Here is an 18,735-nt window from a genome sequence, read left to right as displayed (position 1 = left end):
TGGAGAAATGGAATGTCTTCCCTGTTTCGCGCGACGCTGATCGTCCTGGCCCTGCTGAGCACGGCCGCCTGCACCAGCAAACCGATGTACACCCCGAACCGGGTGATCCCGACCACCATCCAGGCCAGCCAGGAGCAGGTCAAACAGGCGATCCTGAAGAACCTGGTGGCCCGCAAGTGGACCGTGCAGCGCATCAGCCCGGAGCTGATCCAGGCCGAGATCACCGTGCGCGGGCAGTTCCACGCCGAGATCGATATCCCCTACAGCGCCAGCGCCTACAAGATCGTCTACCGCGACAGCCGCGACCTGGACTACAAGGACGGCAAGATCCACAAGAACTACATCCGCTGGGTGCGCCTGCTGGACAAGGGCATCCTGCGCGAGCTGCGGGACAACCAGAACGAGCGGACCGCGCAACAACTGTCGGACGCTGCGACCAAGAGCTTCCCGGCCGGCCAGTGATCCTCCCCCTGTGACGCCGGTCACCGGGCTGCTTTGCCCCCTTTTCCAGTCAAGGAGACTGCGATGCGTTTGAACACCCTGGCGGCTACCGCCACCCTGCTGCTGTGCACCCTGCCCGGCGTCAGCCAGGCCCGCGACACCGCCCTGTTCCTGCCGTTCGACAAGGTGGTCGCCGAGGCCATCAGCACCGGCAAGATCGACGGCAGCGTGAAGTTCTACCTGGCGGGCAACAAGCCGGCCGGCAAGGTCAGCGTGCTGAGCCCCGGCGCCGTGACCAACAAGAAGACCAACGCCTTCGGCAAGGCCGATCAGGTGGCCTGCGAGTGGGCCTTGCAGTCGGCACTGATCACCCTGCATGAAGCGGCGAAGAAAGTCGGCGCCAATGCCGTGACCGACATCGCCAGCTTCTACAAGAGCCGCGAGCGCAAGGACGCCACGACCTATGAGTGCCATGCCGGCGCGATCATGGCGGGCGTGGCGCTGCGCGGGGATCTGTCCAAGGTGCAGTGAGCTGTTGCGGACCACGAAGGGCGCCTTGAGGCGCCCTTTTTTGTCGGCTGCGAACGTCCCCTGGATGACGATCGGCTGATGCTGCACCGCCGGCAAGTCCCCCTCAGGACACGCCCCCGGTCTTGCGCGTCAGGAGTTCGACAAAGGCCCTGGCCATGGGTGAGCACTGATCCTGGCGCTGCACCAGCCACACCGCGGTCATGGCCTCGGGGTCCAGCAGGCGGCGGTAGACCACGCCGTCGATGCGCATGCGCTGGTAGGACGCCGGCAGCACAGAAACACCGAGGCCCGCCGCCACCAGGCCGATGATGGTCATGGCCTCCGCCGCCTCCTGGGCAAAATGCGGGGTGAAACCGGCGTCTCGGGACAGGTTGAGCAATTGGGCATACAGCCCGCTGCCGTAGCTGCGAGGGAAGAACACAAAGGGCTCCTGGGCCAGCGCCGCCAGGTGCAGCCCCTCTTCGCTGCCGCCCGCCAGCGGGTGCTTGGAACTGAGCACCGCCACCAGCGGCTCGCGCAGCAGTTCCACCACCGACAGCGAGTCCGGCAATGGCAGGGGCCGCATGATGCCGACCTGGATCGACTGGTCCACCAGCGCCTCGGCCACCTGGGTGCTGCTCATTTCCTTGAGCTTGAGGTGCACCGCGGGAAAGCGCTGGCGGAAGGCGAAGATCGCCTGGGGAATGGTCGAGTTGAACGGCGCCGAGGAGGTGAAGCCGATCTTCAGTTCCCCCAGCTCGCCCAGCTGCGCGCGCCGCGCCACGTCCGCCGCCTTGTCCACCTGGGCCAGCACTAGGCGCGCCTCTTCGAGGAACAGGCGGCCGGCTTCGCTGAGTTCGACCCGACGATTGGTGCGCTCGAACAGGCGGGCGCCCACCTCCTGTTCCAGGGCTTGGATCTGCTGGCTCAGCGGTGGCTGGGAAATGCCCAGGACCTGGGCCGCGCGGCCGAAGTGCAGCTCTTCGGCCACGGCGATGAAGTAGCGCAAGTGACGCAATTCCATGGGGCGGTTCCATTGAGTCGTTAAAGCTATCAAACAGGTCGAACAATATATTGGAAAGGAACATTAGCCAGCTATATGCTTTTTTCCATTGCCTGACCGGCTGCGCTCCCCCGAGGTTCCCCGTGAAATCCGCTGTCGCCCCCCTTGCCCACGAAATCCCCTCCACGCCCCTGGACGAGGTGGTCGCCCAGCTCAACGAGGTCTATATCGAAAAAGGCACGCCGCTGTTCATGCGCACGGTGCTGGCGCTGTTCTCCGGCGGTTTTGCCACCTTTGCCCTGCTGTACTGCGTGCAGCCGATGATGCCGCTGCTGTCCCGGGACTTTGCCATCAACGCGGCCCAGAGCAGCCTGATCCTGTCGGTCGCCACCGGCATGCTGGCCATCGGACTGTTGATCACCGGGCCGATTTCCGACCGCATCGGCCGCAAGCCGGTGATGGTCACGGCCCTGCTGGCCGCCGCCCTGTGCACCATTGCCAGCGCGCTGATGCCGAGCTGGCATGGGGTGCTGCTGATGCGCGCGCTGGTCGGCCTGTCCCTGAGCGGACTGGCGGCGGTGGCCATGACCTACCTCAGCGAAGAAATCCATCCCCAGCACATCGGCCTGGCCATGGGCCTGTACATCGGCGGCAACGCCATTGGCGGCATGAGCGGGCGGCTGATCACCGGCGTGCTGATCGATTTTGTCAGCTGGCACACGGCGATGCTGGTGATCGGCGGCCTGGCATTGATCGCCGCCACGGTGTTCTGGCGCATCCTGCCGGAGTCGCGCAACTTCCGCCCGCGCTCGCTGCACCCGCGCAGCCTGCTGGACGGCTTTGCCATGCACTTTCGCGACGCCGGCCTGCCCTGGCTGTTTCTCGAAGCCTTCCTGCTGATGGGGGCCTTCGTCACCCTGTTCAACTACATCGGCTATCGCCTGCTGGCCGAGCCCTACCACCTGAGCCAGGCCCTGGTCGGCCTGCTGTCGGTGGTCTACCTGTCGGGCATCTACAGCTCGGCGAAGATCGGTGCCCTGGCCGACCAACTGGGTCGGCGCCGGGTGCTGTGGGGCACCATCGTGCTGATGCTCGCGGGCATTGCCCTGACCCTGATCGCGCCACTGGCCCTGGTGCTGGTCGGAATGTTGCTGTTCACCTTCGGCTTCTTCGGCGCCCACTCGGTGGCCAGCAGCTGGATCGGCCGCCGCGCCACCAAGGCCAAGGGCCAGGCCTCCTCGTTGTACCTGTTCAGCTACTACGCCGGGTCGAGCATCGCCGGCACCGCGGGCGGGGTGTTCTGGCACCTGGCGGGGTGGAACGGCATCGGCCTGTTTATCGGCGCCCTGTTGCTCGGGGCACTGCTGATTGCCCTGAAGCTGGCGAAACTGCCGCCGTTATAGCGCCTGGCCAGCGAAGGCGGCCGACAGGCAGGCGCAAGTCTCGAGGGCCTATTCGCCAGCAAGCTGGCTCCTACAGAAAGGGTTCGCCAATGAAAACGCCCGGCAGGTGCCGGGCGTTTTTTATGGGGTGGCGCTTATGCGTGGTATTGCGCCGACAACTCGTGCACCGCTTCCAGGAAGGCACCGGCGTGCTCCGGCTTCACTTCCGGGGTGATGCCGTGGCCCAGGTTGAACACGTGGCCGCTGCCCTTGCCGTAGCTGGCGAGGATACGCGCGACTTCGCCGCGGATCGCCTGGGGGTTGGCGTAGAGCACGGTGGGGTCCATGTTGCCTTGCAGGGAAACCTTGCTGCCCACGCGGCGGCGGGCTTCGCCGATATCGCAGGTCCAGTCCAGGCCCAGGGCATCGGCGCCGGCATCGGCAATGCTTTCCAGCCACAGGCCGCCGCCCTTGGTGAACAGGATCACCGGCACCTTGCGCCCTTCGTGCTCGCGGATCAGGCCGCTGACGATCTTGCGCATGTAGGCCAGGGAGAACTCCTGGTAAGCCGCCGACGAAAGGCTGCCGCCCCAACTGTCGAAAATCTGCACCGCCTGGGCACCGGCGAGGATCTGCCCGTTGAGGTAGGAAGTGACCGACTGCGCCAGCTTGTCCAGCAGCAGGTGCATGGCTTGCGGGTTGTCGTAGAGCATGGCCTTGGATTTGCGGAAGTCTTTCGACGAACCGCCTTCGACCATGTAAGTGGCCAGGGTCCAGGGGCTGCCGGCAAAACCGATCAACGGCACGCGGCCATTGAGTTCGCGACGAATGGTGCTGACCGCATCCATCACGTAGCCCAGGTCCTTTTGTGGATCAGGGATCGGCAGGGCTTCGATGTCGGCCAGGGTGCTGACCACTTTCTTGAAGCGCGGGCCTTCGCCGGTCTCGAAGTACAGGCCTTGGCCCATGGCATCGGGAATGGTCAGGATGTCGGAGAACAGAATCGCCGCATCCAGCTGTGGGTAGCGGTCCAGAGGCTGCAGAGTGACTTCGCAGGCGAACGCCGGGTTCATGCACAGGCTCATGAAGTCACCGGCGTTGGCACGGCTGGCGCGGTATTCAGGCAAGTAGCGCCCAGCCTGACGCATCATCCACACCGGGGTGACGTCTACGGGTTGCTTGAGCAGGGCACGAAGGAAACGGTCGTTCTTCAGGGCAGTCATGTCGGCATCCGGAAAAAAAGTGGGGGCATTTTCTCAGAGCCGGGCATAAAAGGCACGGCAAGAGCCGTTTCTTTATGTCTATGGGGTCAATTGGTCGCACAGAGGCAGTAATGGAGCAGCGGCAAGCTACAAGCCGCAAGCTGAAAGCGCTGATGCCTTCAACTTGTCGCTCGCAGCTTGAAGCTTGCCGCTGACGTCATCAGACGCCCAGGTAGTCGAGGATGCCTTCGGCGGCGTTGCGCCCTTCGAAGATCGCCGTCACCACGAGATCAGAACCACGCACCATGTCGCCACCAGCGAAAATCTTCGGGTTGCTGGTCTGGTGCTTGTACTGACCTTGCTCAGGTGCAACGACCCGGCCCTGGCTGTCGGTCTGGATCTGGAACTGCTCGAACCACGGCGCCGGGCTCGGGCGGAAACCGAAGGCGATGACCACGGCATCGGCCGGGATGATCTCTTCGGAACCGGGGATCGGCTCGGGGCTGCGGCGGCCACGGGCGTCCGGTGCGCCGAGACGAGTCTCGACCACCTTCACGCCTTCGACCTTGTCTTCACCGACAATGGCGATCGGCTGGCGGTTGTAGAGGAATTTCACCCCTTCTTCCTTGGCGTTCTTCACCTCTTTGCGCGAGCCGGGCATGTTGGCTTCGTCACGACGGTAGGCGCAGGTCACCGACTTGGCGCCCTGGCGGATGGAGGTGCGGTTGCAGTCCATCGCGGTGTCACCACCGCCCAGCACCACGACTTTCTTGCCTTTCATGTCGACGAAATCTTCCGGCGACTTTTCAAAGCCCAGGTTGCGATTGACGTTGGCGATCAGGAAATCCAGGGCGTCATACACCCCCGGCAGGTCCTCGCCGGCGAAGCCGCCCTTCATGTAGGTGTAGGTGCCCATGCCCATGAACACCGCATCGTATTCGGCGAGCAGTTGCTCCATGGTCACGTCCTTGCCCACCTCGGTGTTGAGGCGGAACTCGATGCCCATGCCAGTGAAGACTTCGCGACGATTGCTCAGCACGGTCTTTTCCAGCTTGAACTCGGGGATGCCGAAGGTCAGCAGGCCGCCGATTTCCGGGTTCTTGTCGAACACCACCGGGGTCACCCCGCCGCGCACCAGCACGTCGGCACAGCCCAGGCCCGCCGGGCCCGCGCCGATGATTGCCACGCGCTTGCCGGTCGGCTTGACCTTGGACATGTCCGGGCGCCAGCCCATGGCGAAGGCGGTGTCAGTGATGTACTTCTCCACCGAACCGATGGTCACCGCGCCAAAGCCGTCGTTGAGGGTGCAGGCACCTTCGCACAGACGATCCTGGGGGCAGACCCGGCCGCAGACTTCCGGCAGGGTGTTGGTCTGGTGCGACAGCTCGGCGGCGGCGAGGATGTTGCCCTCGGCCACCAGCTTGAGCCAGTTGGGAATGAAGTTGTGCACCGGGCACTTCCATTCACAGTACGGGTTGCCGCAACCCAGGCAGCGGTGGGCCTGGTCGGCCGATTGCTGGGGTTTGAAGGGCTCGTAGATTTCCACGAACTCCTTCTTGCGCTGACGCAGCAGTTTCTTCTTCGGGTCTTTGCGCCCGACCTCGATGAACTGGAAGTCGTTATTCAGACGTTCAGCCATTTTCAAAACCTCTATACAGCAGCTGCAAGCTCTAAGCTGCAAGCCGCAAGTCGATCACGTATGCCCGGCAAACCTCGCACTGCTTCACTTGCAGTTTGAGGCTTGCCACTTGCAGCTGCTTTATTGCGGGTTGGCACGAGTACTGGAGAGCAGGGACTTCAAGCTCGCCGCCTTGGGCTTGACCAGCCAGAAGCGACGCAGGTAGTCGTCGAGGTTCTCGGCAAGTTCACGCCCCCACTCGCTGTCGGTTTCCGCAACGTACTCGTTCAGCACGTTTTGCAGGTGGCTGCGATAGGCTTCCATCGCTTCGCCGCTGATCCGCTGGATTTCCACCAGTTCGTGGTTGACCCGGTCAACGAAGGTGTTGTCCTGATCGAGCACGTAGGCGAAACCGCCGGTCATGCCTGAACCGAAGTTGTAACCGGTCTTGCCCAGGACGCAGACGAAACCACCGGTCATGTACTCGCAGCAGTGATCGCCAGTGCCTTCCACCACGGTGTGGGCACCAGAGTTACGCACGGCAAAACGCTCGCCCGCGGTGCCGGCGGCGAACAGCTTGCCGCCGGTGGCGCCGTACAGGCAGGTGTTGCCAATAATGGCGCTGTCCTGGGTCTTGTAGACGCTGCCCTTGGGCGGAACGATGACCAGCTTGCCGCCGGTCATGCCCTTGCCCACGTAGTCGTTGGCATCGCCTTCCAGGTACAGGTTCAGGCCGCCGGCGTTCCACACGCCGAAGCTCTGGCCCGCCGTGCCCTTGAAGCGGAACGTGATCGGCGCCTGGGCCATGCCCTGGTTGCCATGGAGCCGGGCGATCTCACCGGAGATCCGCGCGCCGATGGAGCGGTCGCAGTTGCAGATGTCCAGGTCGAACTCGGCACCGCTCTTGTCGTTGATCGCCGAGCGCGCCATGTCGACCATTTTTTCCGCCAGCAGGCCCTGGTCGAACGGCGGGTTGCGGTCCACTTGGCAGAACTGCGGCTTGTCCGCCGGGATATGGTCGCTGCCCAGCAACGGGGTCAGGTCCAGGTGATGCTGCTTGGCGGTCTGGCCTTCCAGCACCTGCAGCAGATCGGTGCGACCGATCAGCTCCTCCAGGGAACGCACGCCGAGCTTGGCCAGCCACTCACGGGTTTCTTCGGCGACGTAGGTGAAGAAGTTCACCACCATGTCGACGGTGCCGATGTAGTGATCCTTGCGCAGCTTCTCGTTCTGGGTGGCAACGCCGGTGGCGCAGTTGTTCAGGTGGCAGATGCGCAGGTACTTGCAACCCAGGGCGATCATCGGCGCGGTGCCGAAGCCGAAGCTTTCGGCGCCGAGGATGGCCGCCTTGATCACGTCGAGGCCGGTTTTCAGGCCACCGTCGGTCTGCACCCGAACCTTGCCCCGCAGGTCGTTGCCGCGCAGGGTCTGGTGGGTTTCCGCCAGGCCCAGTTCCCAGGGCGCGCCGGCGTACTTGATCGAGGTCAGCGGCGAAGCACCGGTGCCGCCGTCGTAGCCGGAGATGGTGATCAGGTCGGCATAGGCCTTGGCCACACCGGCAGCAATGGTGCCGACGCCGGCTTCCGCCACCAGCTTCACCGAAACCAGGGCCTGAGGGTTGACCTGCTTGAGGTCGAAGATCAGCTGCGACAGGTCTTCGATGGAGTAGATGTCGTGGTGCGGCGGAGGCGAGATCAGGGTCACGCCCGGCACCGCGTAGCGCAGCTTGGCGATCAGGCCGTTGACCTTGCCGCCGGGCAGTTGGCCGCCTTCGCCGGGCTTGGCGCCCTGGGCCACCTTGATCTGCAGCACTTCGGCGTTGACCAGGTATTCCGGGGTCACGCCGAAACGGCCAGTGGCCACTTGCTTGATCTTGGAGCTCTTGATGGTGCCGTAGCGCGCCGGATCTTCGCCGCCTTCACCGGAGTTGGAACGCGCGCCGAGGCGGTTCATGGCTTCGGCCAGGGCTTCGTGGGCCTCGGGCGACAGGGCGCCCAGGGAGATGCCGGCGGAGTCGAAGCGCTTGAGGATCGACTCCAGTGGCTCGACTTCGCTGATGTCCATCGGCGTGTCCAGGGTCTTCACCTGGAACAGGTCGCGAATCATCGATACCGGGCGGTTGTCCACCAGCGCGGTGTATTCCTTGAACTTCGCGTAGTCGCCCTGCTGCACGGCGGCTTGCAGGGTGTTGACCACGTCCGGGTTGTAGGCGTGGTATTCGCCACCGTGGACGAACTTCAGCAGGCCGCCTTGCTGGATCGGCTTGCGCGGGCTCCAGGCTTCGGTCGCCAGGGCTTTCTGCTCGGCTTCGATGTCGACGAAACGTGCACCCTTGATCCGGCTCGGCACGCCACGGAAGCTCAGGTTGCAGACTTCCTCGGACAGGCCGATGGCTTCGAACAGCTGCGCGCCCCGGTAGGAGGCGATGGTGGAGATGCCCATCTTCGACAGGATCTTCAGCAGGCCCTTGGTGATGCCCTTGCGGTAGTTCTTGAACACCTCGTAGAGGTCGCCCAGCACTTCACCGGTGCGGATCAGGTCGCCCAGCACTTCGTAGGCCAGGAACGGATAGACCGCCGAGGCACCGAAGCCGATCAGCACCGCGAAGTGATGCGGATCGCGGGCAGTGGCGGTTTCCACCAGGATGTTGGAGTCGCAGCGCAGGCCTTTTTCGGTCAGGCGGTGGTGCACCGCGCCGGTGGCCAGGGAAGCGTGGATCGGCAGCTTGCCCGGCGCGATATGGCGGTCGCTGAGGACGATCTGGGTACGACCGGCGCGCACCGCCTCTTCCGCCTGATCGGCGACGTTGCGGATCGCCGCTTCCAGGCCGACGCTCTCGTCGTAGTTGAGGTCGATGATCTGCCGCTCGAAGCCCGGGCGGTCGAGGTTCATCAGCGAGCGCCACTTGGCCGGAGAGATCACTGGCGAGCTGAGGATCACCCGCGAGGCGTGCTCGGGCGACTCCTGGAAGATGTTGCGCTCGGCACCGAGGCAGATCTCCAGGGACATGACGATGGCTTCGCGCAGCGGGTCGATCGGCGGGTTGGTGACCTGGGCGAACTGCTGGCGGAAGTAGTCGTAAGGGGTGCGCACGCGCTGGGACAGCACCGCCATCGGCGTGTCGTCGCCCATCGAACCCACCGCTTCGTAGCCTTGCTCGCCCAGCGGACGCAGGACCTGGTCACGCTCTTCGAAAGTGACCTGGTACATCTTCATGTACTGCTTGAGCTGGTCGACGTCGTAGAAGGCCGAACCGTGGTCGTTGTCTTCCATGGTGGCCTGGATGCGCAGGGCGTTCTTGCGCAGCCATTGCTTGTACGGATGGCGCGACTTCAGGCGGTTGTCGATGGCGTCGGTGTCGAGGATCTGCCCGGTTTCGGTGTCCACGGCAAAGATCTGCCCCGGGCCGACCCGGCCCTTGGCGATCACGTCTTCGGGCTGGTAGTTCCAGACGCCGATCTCCGAAGCCAGGGTGATGAAGCCGTTCTTGGTGGTGACCCAGCGGGCCGGACGCAGGCCGTTGCGGTCCAGCAGGCAGACGGCGTAGCGACCATCGGTCATGACCACGCCGGCCGGGCCGTCCCAGGGCTCCATGTGCATGGAGTTGTATTCGTAGAACGCCCGCAGATCCGGGTCCATGGTTTCGACGTTCTGCCAGGCCGGCGGAATGATCATGCGCACGCCGCGGAACAGGTCGATGCCACCGGTAACCATCAGTTCGAGCATGTTGTCCATGCTGGAAGAGTCGGACCCCACGCGGTTGACCAGCGGCCCGAGTTCTTCCAGATCCATCAGATCGTTGCTGAACTTGGTGCGCCGGGCCTGGGCCCAGTTGCGGTTACCGGTGATGGTGTTGATCTCGCCGTTGTGGGCGAGGAAGCGGAATGGCTGGGCCAGCGGCCATTTCGGCAGGGTGTTGGTGGAGAAGCGCTGGTGGAACACGCAGATCGCGGTTTGCAGGCGCGGATCACCCAGGTCCGGATAGAAGGCGGCGAGGTCCGCCGGCATCATCAGGCCTTTATAGATGATGGTCTTGTGGGAAAAGCTGCAGATGTAGTGATCGGTGTCGGCAGCGTTGGCCACCGAGGAGCGACGACGGGAGCTGAACAGCTTGACGGCGAAATCCTGATCGCTCAGGCCTTCGCCACCGATGAACACCTGCTCGATCTGCGGCAGGCGCTCCAGGGCCAGACGCCCGAGCACACTGGTATCGATCGGCACTTTGCGCCAGCCCACCAGCTGCAGGCCGGCGGCCAGGATCTCGCGGTTCATGTTTTCGCGAGCGGCTTCGGCCTTGGCCGGATCCTGGTTGAAGAACACCATGCCCACGGCATATTGCTTGGGCAGGTCGGTGCCGAAGTGCTCCTTGGCGACAGCGCGCAGGAACAGGTCGGGCTTTTGCATCAGCAGACCGCAACCGTCGCCGGTCTTGCCGTCCGCGTTGATCCCACCGCGGTGGGTCATGCAGGTCAGGGCCTCAATGGCCGTTTTCAACAGGGTATGACTGGGTTCGCCCTGCATATGGGCTATCAGGCCGAAACCACAGTTATCCTTAAATTCATCTGGTTGGTACAGACCTGCTTTCATAGACACTTTCTCACCAGGCTGCCTCTTTTCGAGACAAATTTCTTTTCAATTCAACCACTTACCATCCACGCCGAACGTACGCCGACTTTGCGGGGGCAAAAGGGAGGTCATTGTACACACCGACACAAAGGCCCACAAATTTAGCGACGATCTATCGCAAATTTATGTCGCATTTATGAACGTTTTAAAGCGATATGCTGTGCTAGTCAAAAAGTTTTATTTTTGACCGCCGCGACTCAAAAACTACTGTGACGCAGACACCACAAGGCACGCGGCCTGTAAGGCAGCATGCCGATGCGGAAATTTGAGGTTGCCGGGAGAGGCGGCCTGGGTAAGGCCGCCGAATCTTCAGCGAGTTGTTGCCAGTTCTTGTTGAACGCTAGCGACAGTGCGAGGCCAAGGTTTACCAGCCTGAACCTTCGCTGGCAAGGATTTGATGGCGCTGACCGCGGCATCGCGGCTGGAGAAGTTGCCGTAAGTGATCACATACAGCGGCTTGCCGTTGAGGACTTTCTTGAAGTAGCGGTACTCGCCGCCCTGCTCCTTGACGAAGCTCTGGGCCGTGGCTTCCGAACTGGTGCCAAGGATCTGCACCACGTAGTTGCCCGGCGCTTGACCGGCGTACCAGCTGCCACCGGCGGCCTTGGCCACGGTGACCGGCTTCTCCGCCGGCTTGGCGGCTGGAGCAGGCTTGGCAACCGGTTTCTCCACCGGCTTGGGCGCTGGCGTCGGCTTGGCGGTGGCAACCTGGGTCGGCGCCGGGGTTGGTCGCGCTGCCGGAGTCGGTGCTGGACCAGCTACGGCGCCGACAGGTGGCGCGGTGGTGGTCACAGTGGGCGGAACCGCGCTGGAGCCTTCCACCGGAACCCCGTCATCACCCTCGGTAATACCGCCCGCGGCTTCCGCCAGAGGGCCACGCATCACCGGCTGCGACTGACCGACCAACGGCAGAGGCATCGGCTGGGATGAGCCGGCGAACTCCACTGATGGACTGCCATTGGCATTTGGCGTCGGCGTCTGCCCCAGAGGCAACTGCGCCTGTTCATTGGTCGGCGTACCGCTGGTCGGTGCCTTGCTGCGCCCCGGCATCAGCCAGGCGGCAGCCACGGCCACCACCACTACAGCGGAAATGGCCAATACGTGTTTCTTCGGCATGTTGAACCCCATACTTGGACGCTTGACCGCAGAGCGGCTGGCGATCATGGCTTCGATCATTGCATCCCTGGCGACCTGGTTGATGTTGCCCGGCCAGCCATCGGAGCTTTCGTGAATATCACTGATCTGATCTGCGGAGAAAAGTTCGATGCCCTGACCCGCGCCTTCGAGGCGCTGGGCCAGATATTCACGGGTTTCCTCTTCGGTGTAGGGCTGCAGTTCGATGACGTGGAAGCGTTCTTCCTCGGTGCTCAACTGGTCCAGGGTGGCGATCAGCGACGACTCGCCGAACAGGAAGACATGCGGGCGGCCTTCCGGAGCACCCGCCGCCAGTGCCAGCAGCGCCTCGAGCGCGGACTCGTCGAGCTGCTCGGCATCATCCACCAGCAGATAGACCTCCTGGCCGGTCAGGGCCAGTTGCACCACCTGGGCCAGAATTGCGCCGATCTCGGCCTGGGCCACATTCAGCGCCTGGGCCGCCTGGCGCAACACGCCGGCGGCATCGCCGGCACCGCGGGCGGAAACCACCACGCTCTGTACCGACTGCTTGTTGGTGCTGGCGACCAGCGCCTGGCGCAGCAGGGTCTTGCCGCTGCCCTGGGGACCGGTAACCACCAGCAACAACTGGCTATAGCGAGCCAGGTGATGCAACTGCCCCAACACGGGCTTGCGTTGGGCAGGAAAGAATTTGAAGCCAGGAACCCGGGGAGCGAAAGGATCATGGCTCAACTGGTAATGGCCGAGGAAAGCCTCGTCGGCGTGCAAACTAGTCATCGGGATTTTATTAACCTTTAAGCTGAGCCAGGGCGCGGTAATCCGCTCCCAGCGTGGCCTGTAAAACCTCTTTCGGATAATCGTCGGTCACTACGGCTTCGCCCATGCGGCGCAACAGCACCAGACGCAAACGACCGTCGATCACTTTCTTGTCAATTGCCATGTGTTCGAGAAAATCCGCTTCAGTCATCTCTTCAGGCGGGATGACCGGCAGGCCCGCGCGCTGGAACAAGCGAATACCGCGATCACGCTCCTGGTGGGTGATCCAGCCCAGGCGCGCAGACATTTCCAGGGCCATGACGGTGCCCGCGGCAACCGCCTCGCCATGTAGCCAGACACCGTAGCCCATATGGGTTTCGATGGCATGGCCAAAGGTGTGGCCCAGGTTGAGGGTGGCGCGCACCCCAGACTCACGCTCGTCGGCACCCACCACGGCGGCCTTGGCCGCACAGGAGCGTTCGATGGCGTAGGTCAGGGCCTGCTGGTCCAGGGCCCGCAGGCGGTCGACGTTTTCTTCCAGCCAGGTGAGGAAGGGTTCGTCGCAGATCAGGCCGTACTTGATCACCTCCGCCAAACCCGCCGACAACTCCCGGCTGGGCAGGGTATTGAGGCTGGCGGTGTCGATCAGCACCACGTTCGGCTGATAGAAGGCGCCGACCATGTTCTTGCCCAGCGGGTGGTTGATACCGGTCTTGCCACCTACCGAGGAGTCCACCTGGGACAGCAGGGTGGTCGGGATCTGGATGAAGTCCACACCGCGCTGATAGCAGGCAGCGGCAAAGCCGGCCATGTCACCGATTACCCCGCCACCGAGGGCGATGAGGGTGGTGCGCCGATCATGACGCGCGGTCAGCAGGCCATCGAAGATCAACTGCAGGGTTTCCCAGTTCTTGTGGGCCTCGCCATCGGGCAGGACCACCGAGATCACCGAGTATTGCTCCAGGCTGCGGGTCAGGCGCTCAAGGTACAGCGGCGCGACCGTCTCATTGGAAATGATCGCCACTTGCCGCCCGGCGATATGTGGCACCAGCAGCTCGGGCCGGTCCAACAGTCCTTCACCAATGTGAATCGGGTAGCTGCGCTCGCCTAGATCGACCTTAAGTGTCTGCATGTGTCCCCACAGTGAAGATGGAAGCAGGCGTTGTGCCTTGTATTGACGATGGGCCTCGTCAAGTCTTCTGACGCTGCCCGATAGCTCTGCGCCACACCCTGGCGGTTATGGCGCGACGCCGAGAATAGCGCATTTCGCTCGACGCATTAACGGGGTGGCAGCTGCTGCAGGCGCTCCAGGATGTCCAGCACCACCATTCGCGGCGGCCGCTCATCGGTTTCCACCACCAGATCGGCGATTTCCCGATAAAGCGGATCGCGGACTTCCAGCAGGTCGCGCAGGGTCTTGGCCGGATCGGCGGTGCGCAGCAAGGGACGATTGCGGTCCCGGGCAGTCCGACCGACCTGTTGCTCCACCGAGGCGTGCAGATAGACCACTCGTCCGCCGGCATGCAACGCCCGACGATTGGCTTCGCGCATGACCGCACCACCACCAGTGGCCAAGACCACGCCGTCGGTGCCACAGAGCTCGGCGATCATTGCCTGCTCGCGATCGCGAAAGCCCGGCTCGCCTTCCTTATCGAAGATCCACGGGATGTTCGCGCCGGTACGCAGTTCAATTTCCTTATCGGAATCTTTGAATGGCAGGCGCAGCTCTTTGGCCAGTAAGCGGCCTATGGTGCTTTTTCCAGCCCCCATCGGCCCAACAAGAATCAAATTTCGCACAGAATCAACGACTCACAGCAATCGCCTGGTTGTTCATGATACGCGGAGTGAGAAATACCAGCAGCTCGGATTTTTTCTCCGACACCACGTCACGCCGGAAAAGGCGGCCAAGATACGGCACATCGCCAAGAAATGGCACTTTATCTACAACCTTGCTCTGGGTATTGGAAAAAACCCCGCCAATGACAATGGTTTCACCATCACGGACCAGGACCTTGGCATTGACCTCGTTCTTCTTGATCGGCGGCACATCCTGGACCTTGTTCAGGTAGTCCGGCTCGTCCTTGGTGACCTTGACCTCCATGATGATGCGGTTGTCGGGGGTAATCTGCGGCGTCACCTCAAGGGACAGCGAGGCCTCGCGGAACGACACGGAAGTGGCGCCACTGGAACTGGCTTCCTGATAGGGAATCTCGGTGCCCTTGAGGATCCTCGCGGTCTCCTTGTCGGAGGTGACTACCCTGGGCCGGGAAACGATCTCGCCATTGCCGGTCTTCTCCATGGCGCTCAGCTCCAGATCCAGCAGCACGTTGTCGGTGATGTAGGCGATGCCGATACCCGAGGTGTTGGCCACAGCCCCGAGGTCGACGAACGGCGCGCTGCTGTCCGGCGCCCCGACGATCGATGAGCCGCCTCCGCCCGGCACCCCGGAAGCCTGCCAGTTGCCCCTTTTGTTCAGCGAACCGCCCCAGCGCACTCCCAGGCTCTTGTTGTAATCAAGGTTGGCCTCGACGATCCGTGCCTCGATCATTACCTGGCGCACCGCGACGTCCAGTTGACCAACGATGCGCCGCAGCTCATCGAGGCGTTCCTGGGTCTGGTAGGCAATGATGTTGTTGGTGCGCTCGTCCACGGTGATCGAACCCCGCTCGCCGGCACGGTCCTCGACGCCGGTCACCGAATGGAACAGCTTGGCGATGTCCGCGGCCTTGGCGTAGTTGACCTGTAGCAGCTCCCGGCGCAGCGGCGCCAGGTCCTGCAACTGCTTCTGCGACTCCAGTTCCTGGCGTTCCCGGGCGGCCATTTCATCCGCTGGGGCCACCAGCAAGACATCCCCCACCTGGCGCTTGTCCAGGCCCTTGGTCTTGAGCACCAGATCCAGGGCCTGATCCCAGGGCACGTGCTGCAGACGCAAGGTAATGCTGCCTTGCACCGTATCGCTGGCCACCAGGTTGAGGCCCGTGAAGTCGGCGATCAGTTGCAGCACCGAACGCACTTCGATGTCCTGAAAGTTCAACGAAAGCTTGGCGCCACCATAAGCAGGCCGGGTCACAGCGCCGCCGGTCGAGTGCGTCGGGGTTGCAGCCCCAGCCTGAAGCGGCGCGGATACCCGAGCAGCCTCACCGGCCAAGGTGGTCGTGAGCTCGGCGGCGCCGATCAGCGGTGCCAGCAGCGCCATCCATAGCACCACACCGCTGGCTGAAACAGTCCTGTTCATTGTGCGAATTCCACCTAAGAGTGTTTTTTCAGCAGCAACGTCCGTGGTCGCTCCTGCCAGCCCCCCGCCCCATCGGCAACAATTTCCACTACCTCTACCCGAGACTCGCCGATCGCCACGATCCGACCTTCGCTTCGCCCCAGGTAGTCGCCAATCTGCAAAGGGTGGACACCATCGGCGCTGCGCAACAGGGCGAAGCTTGCGCTGGCGCCGGACAAGGTTCCGACCATCTGCAACTGCTCGATATCAAAGCCCTCCAGACGCTGCCGGGGTCGCTGCGGATCGGGCCGGACTGCGCGCGCTCCCCATCGACGCTCGACTCGCTCGACGCTCTGCGGGGGCTGGAACGGACTGCGCAACCCACTGGCGTCATAGATGAATGCGGGGTAGGACCGAATGACCGGCAGCGGCTCAATCGGCTCCGGCGCTTGCCGACGCATCTGGTTCATGTATGCCTGGGTTTCAGCCAAGTCTGCGACTCCCTCGCACCCGCACAAGCCCAGACCAACGCAAGCGCCCAGCAGCCAGCGCCAGCGCCAGCCCTTCATGATTGCGGTTCCGGGCTGTCGTACCTGTAGGTTCGCGCCCCGATGCTCAAGCGCAATCGTGCAGGATCACCCGGCTCCAGGGGCCTGAGCTGAAAATCATGCAAGGTGACGATTCGCGGCAGGCCGGCGACGCCACTGACGAAGGCCGCCAGATCGTGATAGCCCCCCGTAACCGTGATCTGGATCGGCAGCTCGACATAAAACGGCCGCGGCACTTGCGGCTGCAGCTTGATCTCCTCGAACGCCAGGCCGCCGCCCATGCCCAGGCGACTGATGTCTTCAAGCAACCCCGGGACTTCACTATCGCTGGGCAACTGACGCAGCAATTGCTCGAAACTGTTGCGCAGGGCCGCAAGCTGCTCCCGATAAAGCTCGAGATTGGCCACTTGCCGGGCCTTGCTGGCGAACTGCTGTTTGAGGCGGGTTTCTTCTTGGCGCACCTGCTGCAGTTGCCGCAGATGAGGGCTCAGGTACAGGCCATAGCCTGCAGCCAGGATCACCAGCAGTAACAAGGCCGCCGTCAGCGCCCGCAACGGCGTCGGCCAGGAGCCGAGGTTGCTCAGCTCCAGCTCTCGCAGATCGGCGCCTCGCAGCTGCGCCAGCCACCCGCTCGGCTTCATCGCTTCGCCTCCTCAGGCAACAGCATCAAGCCGACGCTGAGCCGAAACAGATTGCTCGGCTGCGGCTGCACTTCGCTGGCCTTTTTCACTTCGGCCAGGCTGGGAGCGGCAAAACCGGCGGCAGCTTGCAGATTGCGCAGCAAGTCGGCAATCCGGCCATTGGCCTGGGCAACCCCACTGATGCTCAAGTTCTGCCCCTGCAGATCGGCTTCGGTGAAGTGCAGGCCATCGGGCACGCTGCGGGTCAGCTCCTGAAAAATCCGCACACGGGTCGGACGGTTGCCTTGCAGGTCCTCGATAACCCTGATGCGCTCAAGCAGTTGCTGGCGCCGGGCCTTGAGCTCGCGAACAGCGGCAATCTGCTGATCCAGGCCCACGTTCGCTTGTTCCAGGTACTGGTTGCGGGCCTGCTGCCGAGCACTCAAGCGCTCGATGCCGACATCGGCCAACAGCACCAGCCCCAATCCCAGCAGCATGATGACTGCCAGTGCCTGCAGAAAGCGCCGATGCTGCTGCACCCGCGCAGTCTCCCGCCAGGGAAGAAAGTTGATCCGGGCCATCAGTCGAACCCTCTCAGGGCCAGGCCGCAGGCTAGCAACAGCTCCGGTGCCTGCTTGGCGAGGGCCTGGGCATCGACCCGAGGCCCGACGCTCATGCCGACGAACGGATTGGCAAGGGCCGTGGCTATCCCCAGTTGCCGCTCGATCCGCACCGCCAGCCCGGCAAGGCGACTGCCCTCGCCAGCCAGCAGTAACCACTGCACCGGTTGCCGCTGTGGCGACTCGGCGAACAGTTGCAGGGCGCGCTGGACATTCTGCAGCACGTCCTGCTCAAAGGACTGCAGCGCCTCCTCGATACCGACTGGCGAGCAACCTCCCTGGCGCTCGGCTTGCAGCACCTGATCCAGAGTCAGCGAAAAACGCTGCTCAAGGACCTGGCTCAGCGGTCGGCTACCGAACAGTTGCTCGCGGCTATAAATGATTCGCTGGTCGCGCATCACACTGAAACTGCTCACGCTCGACCCCAAGTCCAACAACGCCAACGCAGACTGCGCAGCCAGCGGATTCTGCGCCGTCATCAGCGCCAGGCAACGCTCCAGGGCCAGGGGCGCGCTCTCCACCACCTGTGGCGTCAGACCCGCCTGGGCCAGCAGCGCCTCCGCGGCTTCGACCGTCTCGTGGCGACAGGCCACCAGCAGCACCTGAACCCGCCGGGGATTGCCCGGCACCCGGCCCTGCACCTCAAAGTCGATGGCCACCTCTTCCAGGGGGTAGGGAATGTACTGGCCCGCTTCCAGACTGAGCTGGCACTCCAGCTCCGCTTCATCCAGCCCCGCCGGCATCTCGATCAGCTTGCTGATCACCGCTTCACCGGGCACCGCCACCGCGACTGCCTTGAGACGACTGCCGCTGGTGCGCCAGGCCCGGGACAGCGCCATGGCCTGCGCCTCGGGATCGACACCGCCCGATTCGAAAACTGAGTCGAGGGCAAGGTCTTGCCTGGCATAAGCCTCGACCCGATAGCCCCGGCCATCCCGGCTCAAGGACAGGAGCCTGACCGATGTGGCGCCGATATCGACCCCCAGGAGGGAACTCGACTTTCTGCTGAAGACTCCAAGCACACCAATTCCCTTTGACTATCCGTGACTTACGAACCCCACGAGCAGCAGCGCATTGAATCG

General features: G+C 63.3%; 14 protein-coding genes and 1 pseudogene. 3 read left to right on the top strand and 12 right to left on the bottom strand.

The features are described from left to right. Positions 1–12 precede the first annotated feature (12 nt). Together DNK59_RS06910 and DNK59_RS06905 are read left to right on the top strand one after the other, a co-directional pair. Positions 13–462: a hypothetical protein gene (locus DNK59_RS06910; protein WP_110722686.1), complete on the top strand. Its 450-nt coding sequence runs from the start codon at positions 13–15 to the stop codon at positions 460–462. A 63-nt stretch (positions 463–525) separates the two neighbouring features. After that, positions 526–972, top strand: a complete 447-nt coding sequence (locus tag DNK59_RS06905) for an excinuclease (protein ID WP_092318912.1) — start codon at positions 526–528, stop codon at positions 970–972. A gap of 103 nt (positions 973–1,075) precedes the next feature. Here DNK59_RS06905 and DNK59_RS06900 read toward each other — a convergent pair whose 3' ends face one another. Further along, positions 1,076–1,975: a LysR family transcriptional regulator gene (locus DNK59_RS06900; protein WP_092318910.1), complete on the bottom strand. Its 900-nt coding sequence runs from the start codon at positions 1,973–1,975 to the stop codon at positions 1,076–1,078. Positions 1,976–2,130: 155 nt separating this feature from the next. Between DNK59_RS06900 and DNK59_RS06895 the strand changes: the two genes are divergently transcribed. After that, complete coding sequence (locus DNK59_RS06895; protein ID WP_371920258.1) at positions 2,131–3,357, top strand: MFS transporter; 1,227 nt, start codon at positions 2,131–2,133, stop codon at positions 3,355–3,357. A 134-nt stretch (positions 3,358–3,491) separates the two neighbouring features. Here DNK59_RS06895 and hemE read toward each other — a convergent pair whose 3' ends face one another. The 11 genes and pseudogenes from hemE to pilM form a co-directional block, all read right to left on the bottom strand. Beyond that, positions 3,492–4,559 carry a uroporphyrinogen decarboxylase gene (hemE, locus tag DNK59_RS06890; RefSeq protein WP_092318907.1) on the bottom strand — a complete coding sequence of 356 codons (1,068 nt, stop codon included), beginning with the start codon at positions 4,557–4,559 and terminating at the stop codon, positions 3,492–3,494. Positions 4,560–4,758: 199 nt separating this feature from the next. Then, positions 4,759–6,177, bottom strand: coding sequence for an FAD-dependent oxidoreductase (locus DNK59_RS06885; protein ID WP_092318905.1), 1,419 nt, complete (start codon positions 6,175–6,177; stop codon positions 4,759–4,761). 120 nt (positions 6,178–6,297) lie between these two features. Beyond that, positions 6,298–10,743, bottom strand: a complete 4,446-nt coding sequence (gene gltB, locus DNK59_RS06880; protein ID WP_110722684.1) for a glutamate synthase large subunit — start codon at positions 10,741–10,743, stop codon at positions 6,298–6,300. Between the two features lie 348 nt (positions 10,744–11,091). Next, the gene (locus DNK59_RS06870; RefSeq protein ID WP_110722683.1) at positions 11,092–12,672 is read right to left on the bottom strand and encodes an SPOR domain-containing protein; all 1,581 of its coding nucleotides are present in this window, start codon (positions 12,670–12,672) and stop codon (positions 11,092–11,094) included. 10 nt (positions 12,673–12,682) lie between these two features. Further along, the gene (gene aroB, locus DNK59_RS06865) at positions 12,683–13,783 is read right to left on the bottom strand and encodes a 3-dehydroquinate synthase (RefSeq protein WP_092318899.1); all 1,101 of its coding nucleotides are present in this window, start codon (positions 13,781–13,783) and stop codon (positions 12,683–12,685) included. 146 nt (positions 13,784–13,929) lie between these two features. Further along, entirely contained in the window at positions 13,930–14,448 is a 519-nt protein-coding gene (aroK, locus tag DNK59_RS06860; RefSeq protein ID WP_016966152.1) for a shikimate kinase AroK, read from the bottom strand. 4 nt (positions 14,449–14,452) lie between these two features. Continuing rightward, a pseudogene (locus DNK59_RS06855) lies at positions 14,453–15,709 on the bottom strand (type IV pilus secretin PilQ); the annotation flags it as partial. A 191-nt stretch (positions 15,710–15,900) separates the two neighbouring features. Then, positions 15,901–16,434 (bottom strand): pilus assembly protein PilP, encoded by a 534-nt coding sequence (locus DNK59_RS06850; RefSeq protein ID WP_110722681.1) that lies wholly within the window; start codon positions 16,432–16,434, stop codon positions 15,901–15,903. Then, positions 16,431–17,054, bottom strand: coding sequence for a type 4a pilus biogenesis protein PilO (locus DNK59_RS06845; protein ID WP_110722680.1), 624 nt, complete (start codon positions 17,052–17,054; stop codon positions 16,431–16,433). The genes DNK59_RS06850 and DNK59_RS06845 overlap by 4 nt, the downstream gene beginning before the upstream one ends. Continuing rightward, positions 17,051–17,614 carry a PilN domain-containing protein gene (locus DNK59_RS06840; RefSeq protein WP_110722679.1) on the bottom strand — a complete coding sequence of 188 codons (564 nt, stop codon included), beginning with the start codon at positions 17,612–17,614 and terminating at the stop codon, positions 17,051–17,053. The genes DNK59_RS06845 and DNK59_RS06840 overlap by 4 nt, the downstream gene beginning before the upstream one ends. Then, on the bottom strand, positions 17,614–18,675 hold the full coding sequence (gene pilM, locus DNK59_RS06835) for a type IV pilus assembly protein PilM (protein WP_110722678.1): 1,062 nt from the start codon (positions 18,673–18,675) through the stop codon (positions 17,614–17,616). Before pilM ends, DNK59_RS06840 begins: the two co-directional genes overlap by 1 nt. Positions 18,676–18,735: the final 60 nt, after the last annotated feature.

Origin of the sequence: Pseudomonas sp. TKO26 (genome assembly GCF_003225665.1) — a bacterium.
Taxonomy (GTDB): domain Bacteria; phylum Pseudomonadota; class Gammaproteobacteria; order Pseudomonadales; family Pseudomonadaceae; genus Aquipseudomonas; species Aquipseudomonas saponiphila.
This window is presented reverse-complemented; position numbering and strand designations above follow the sequence as displayed.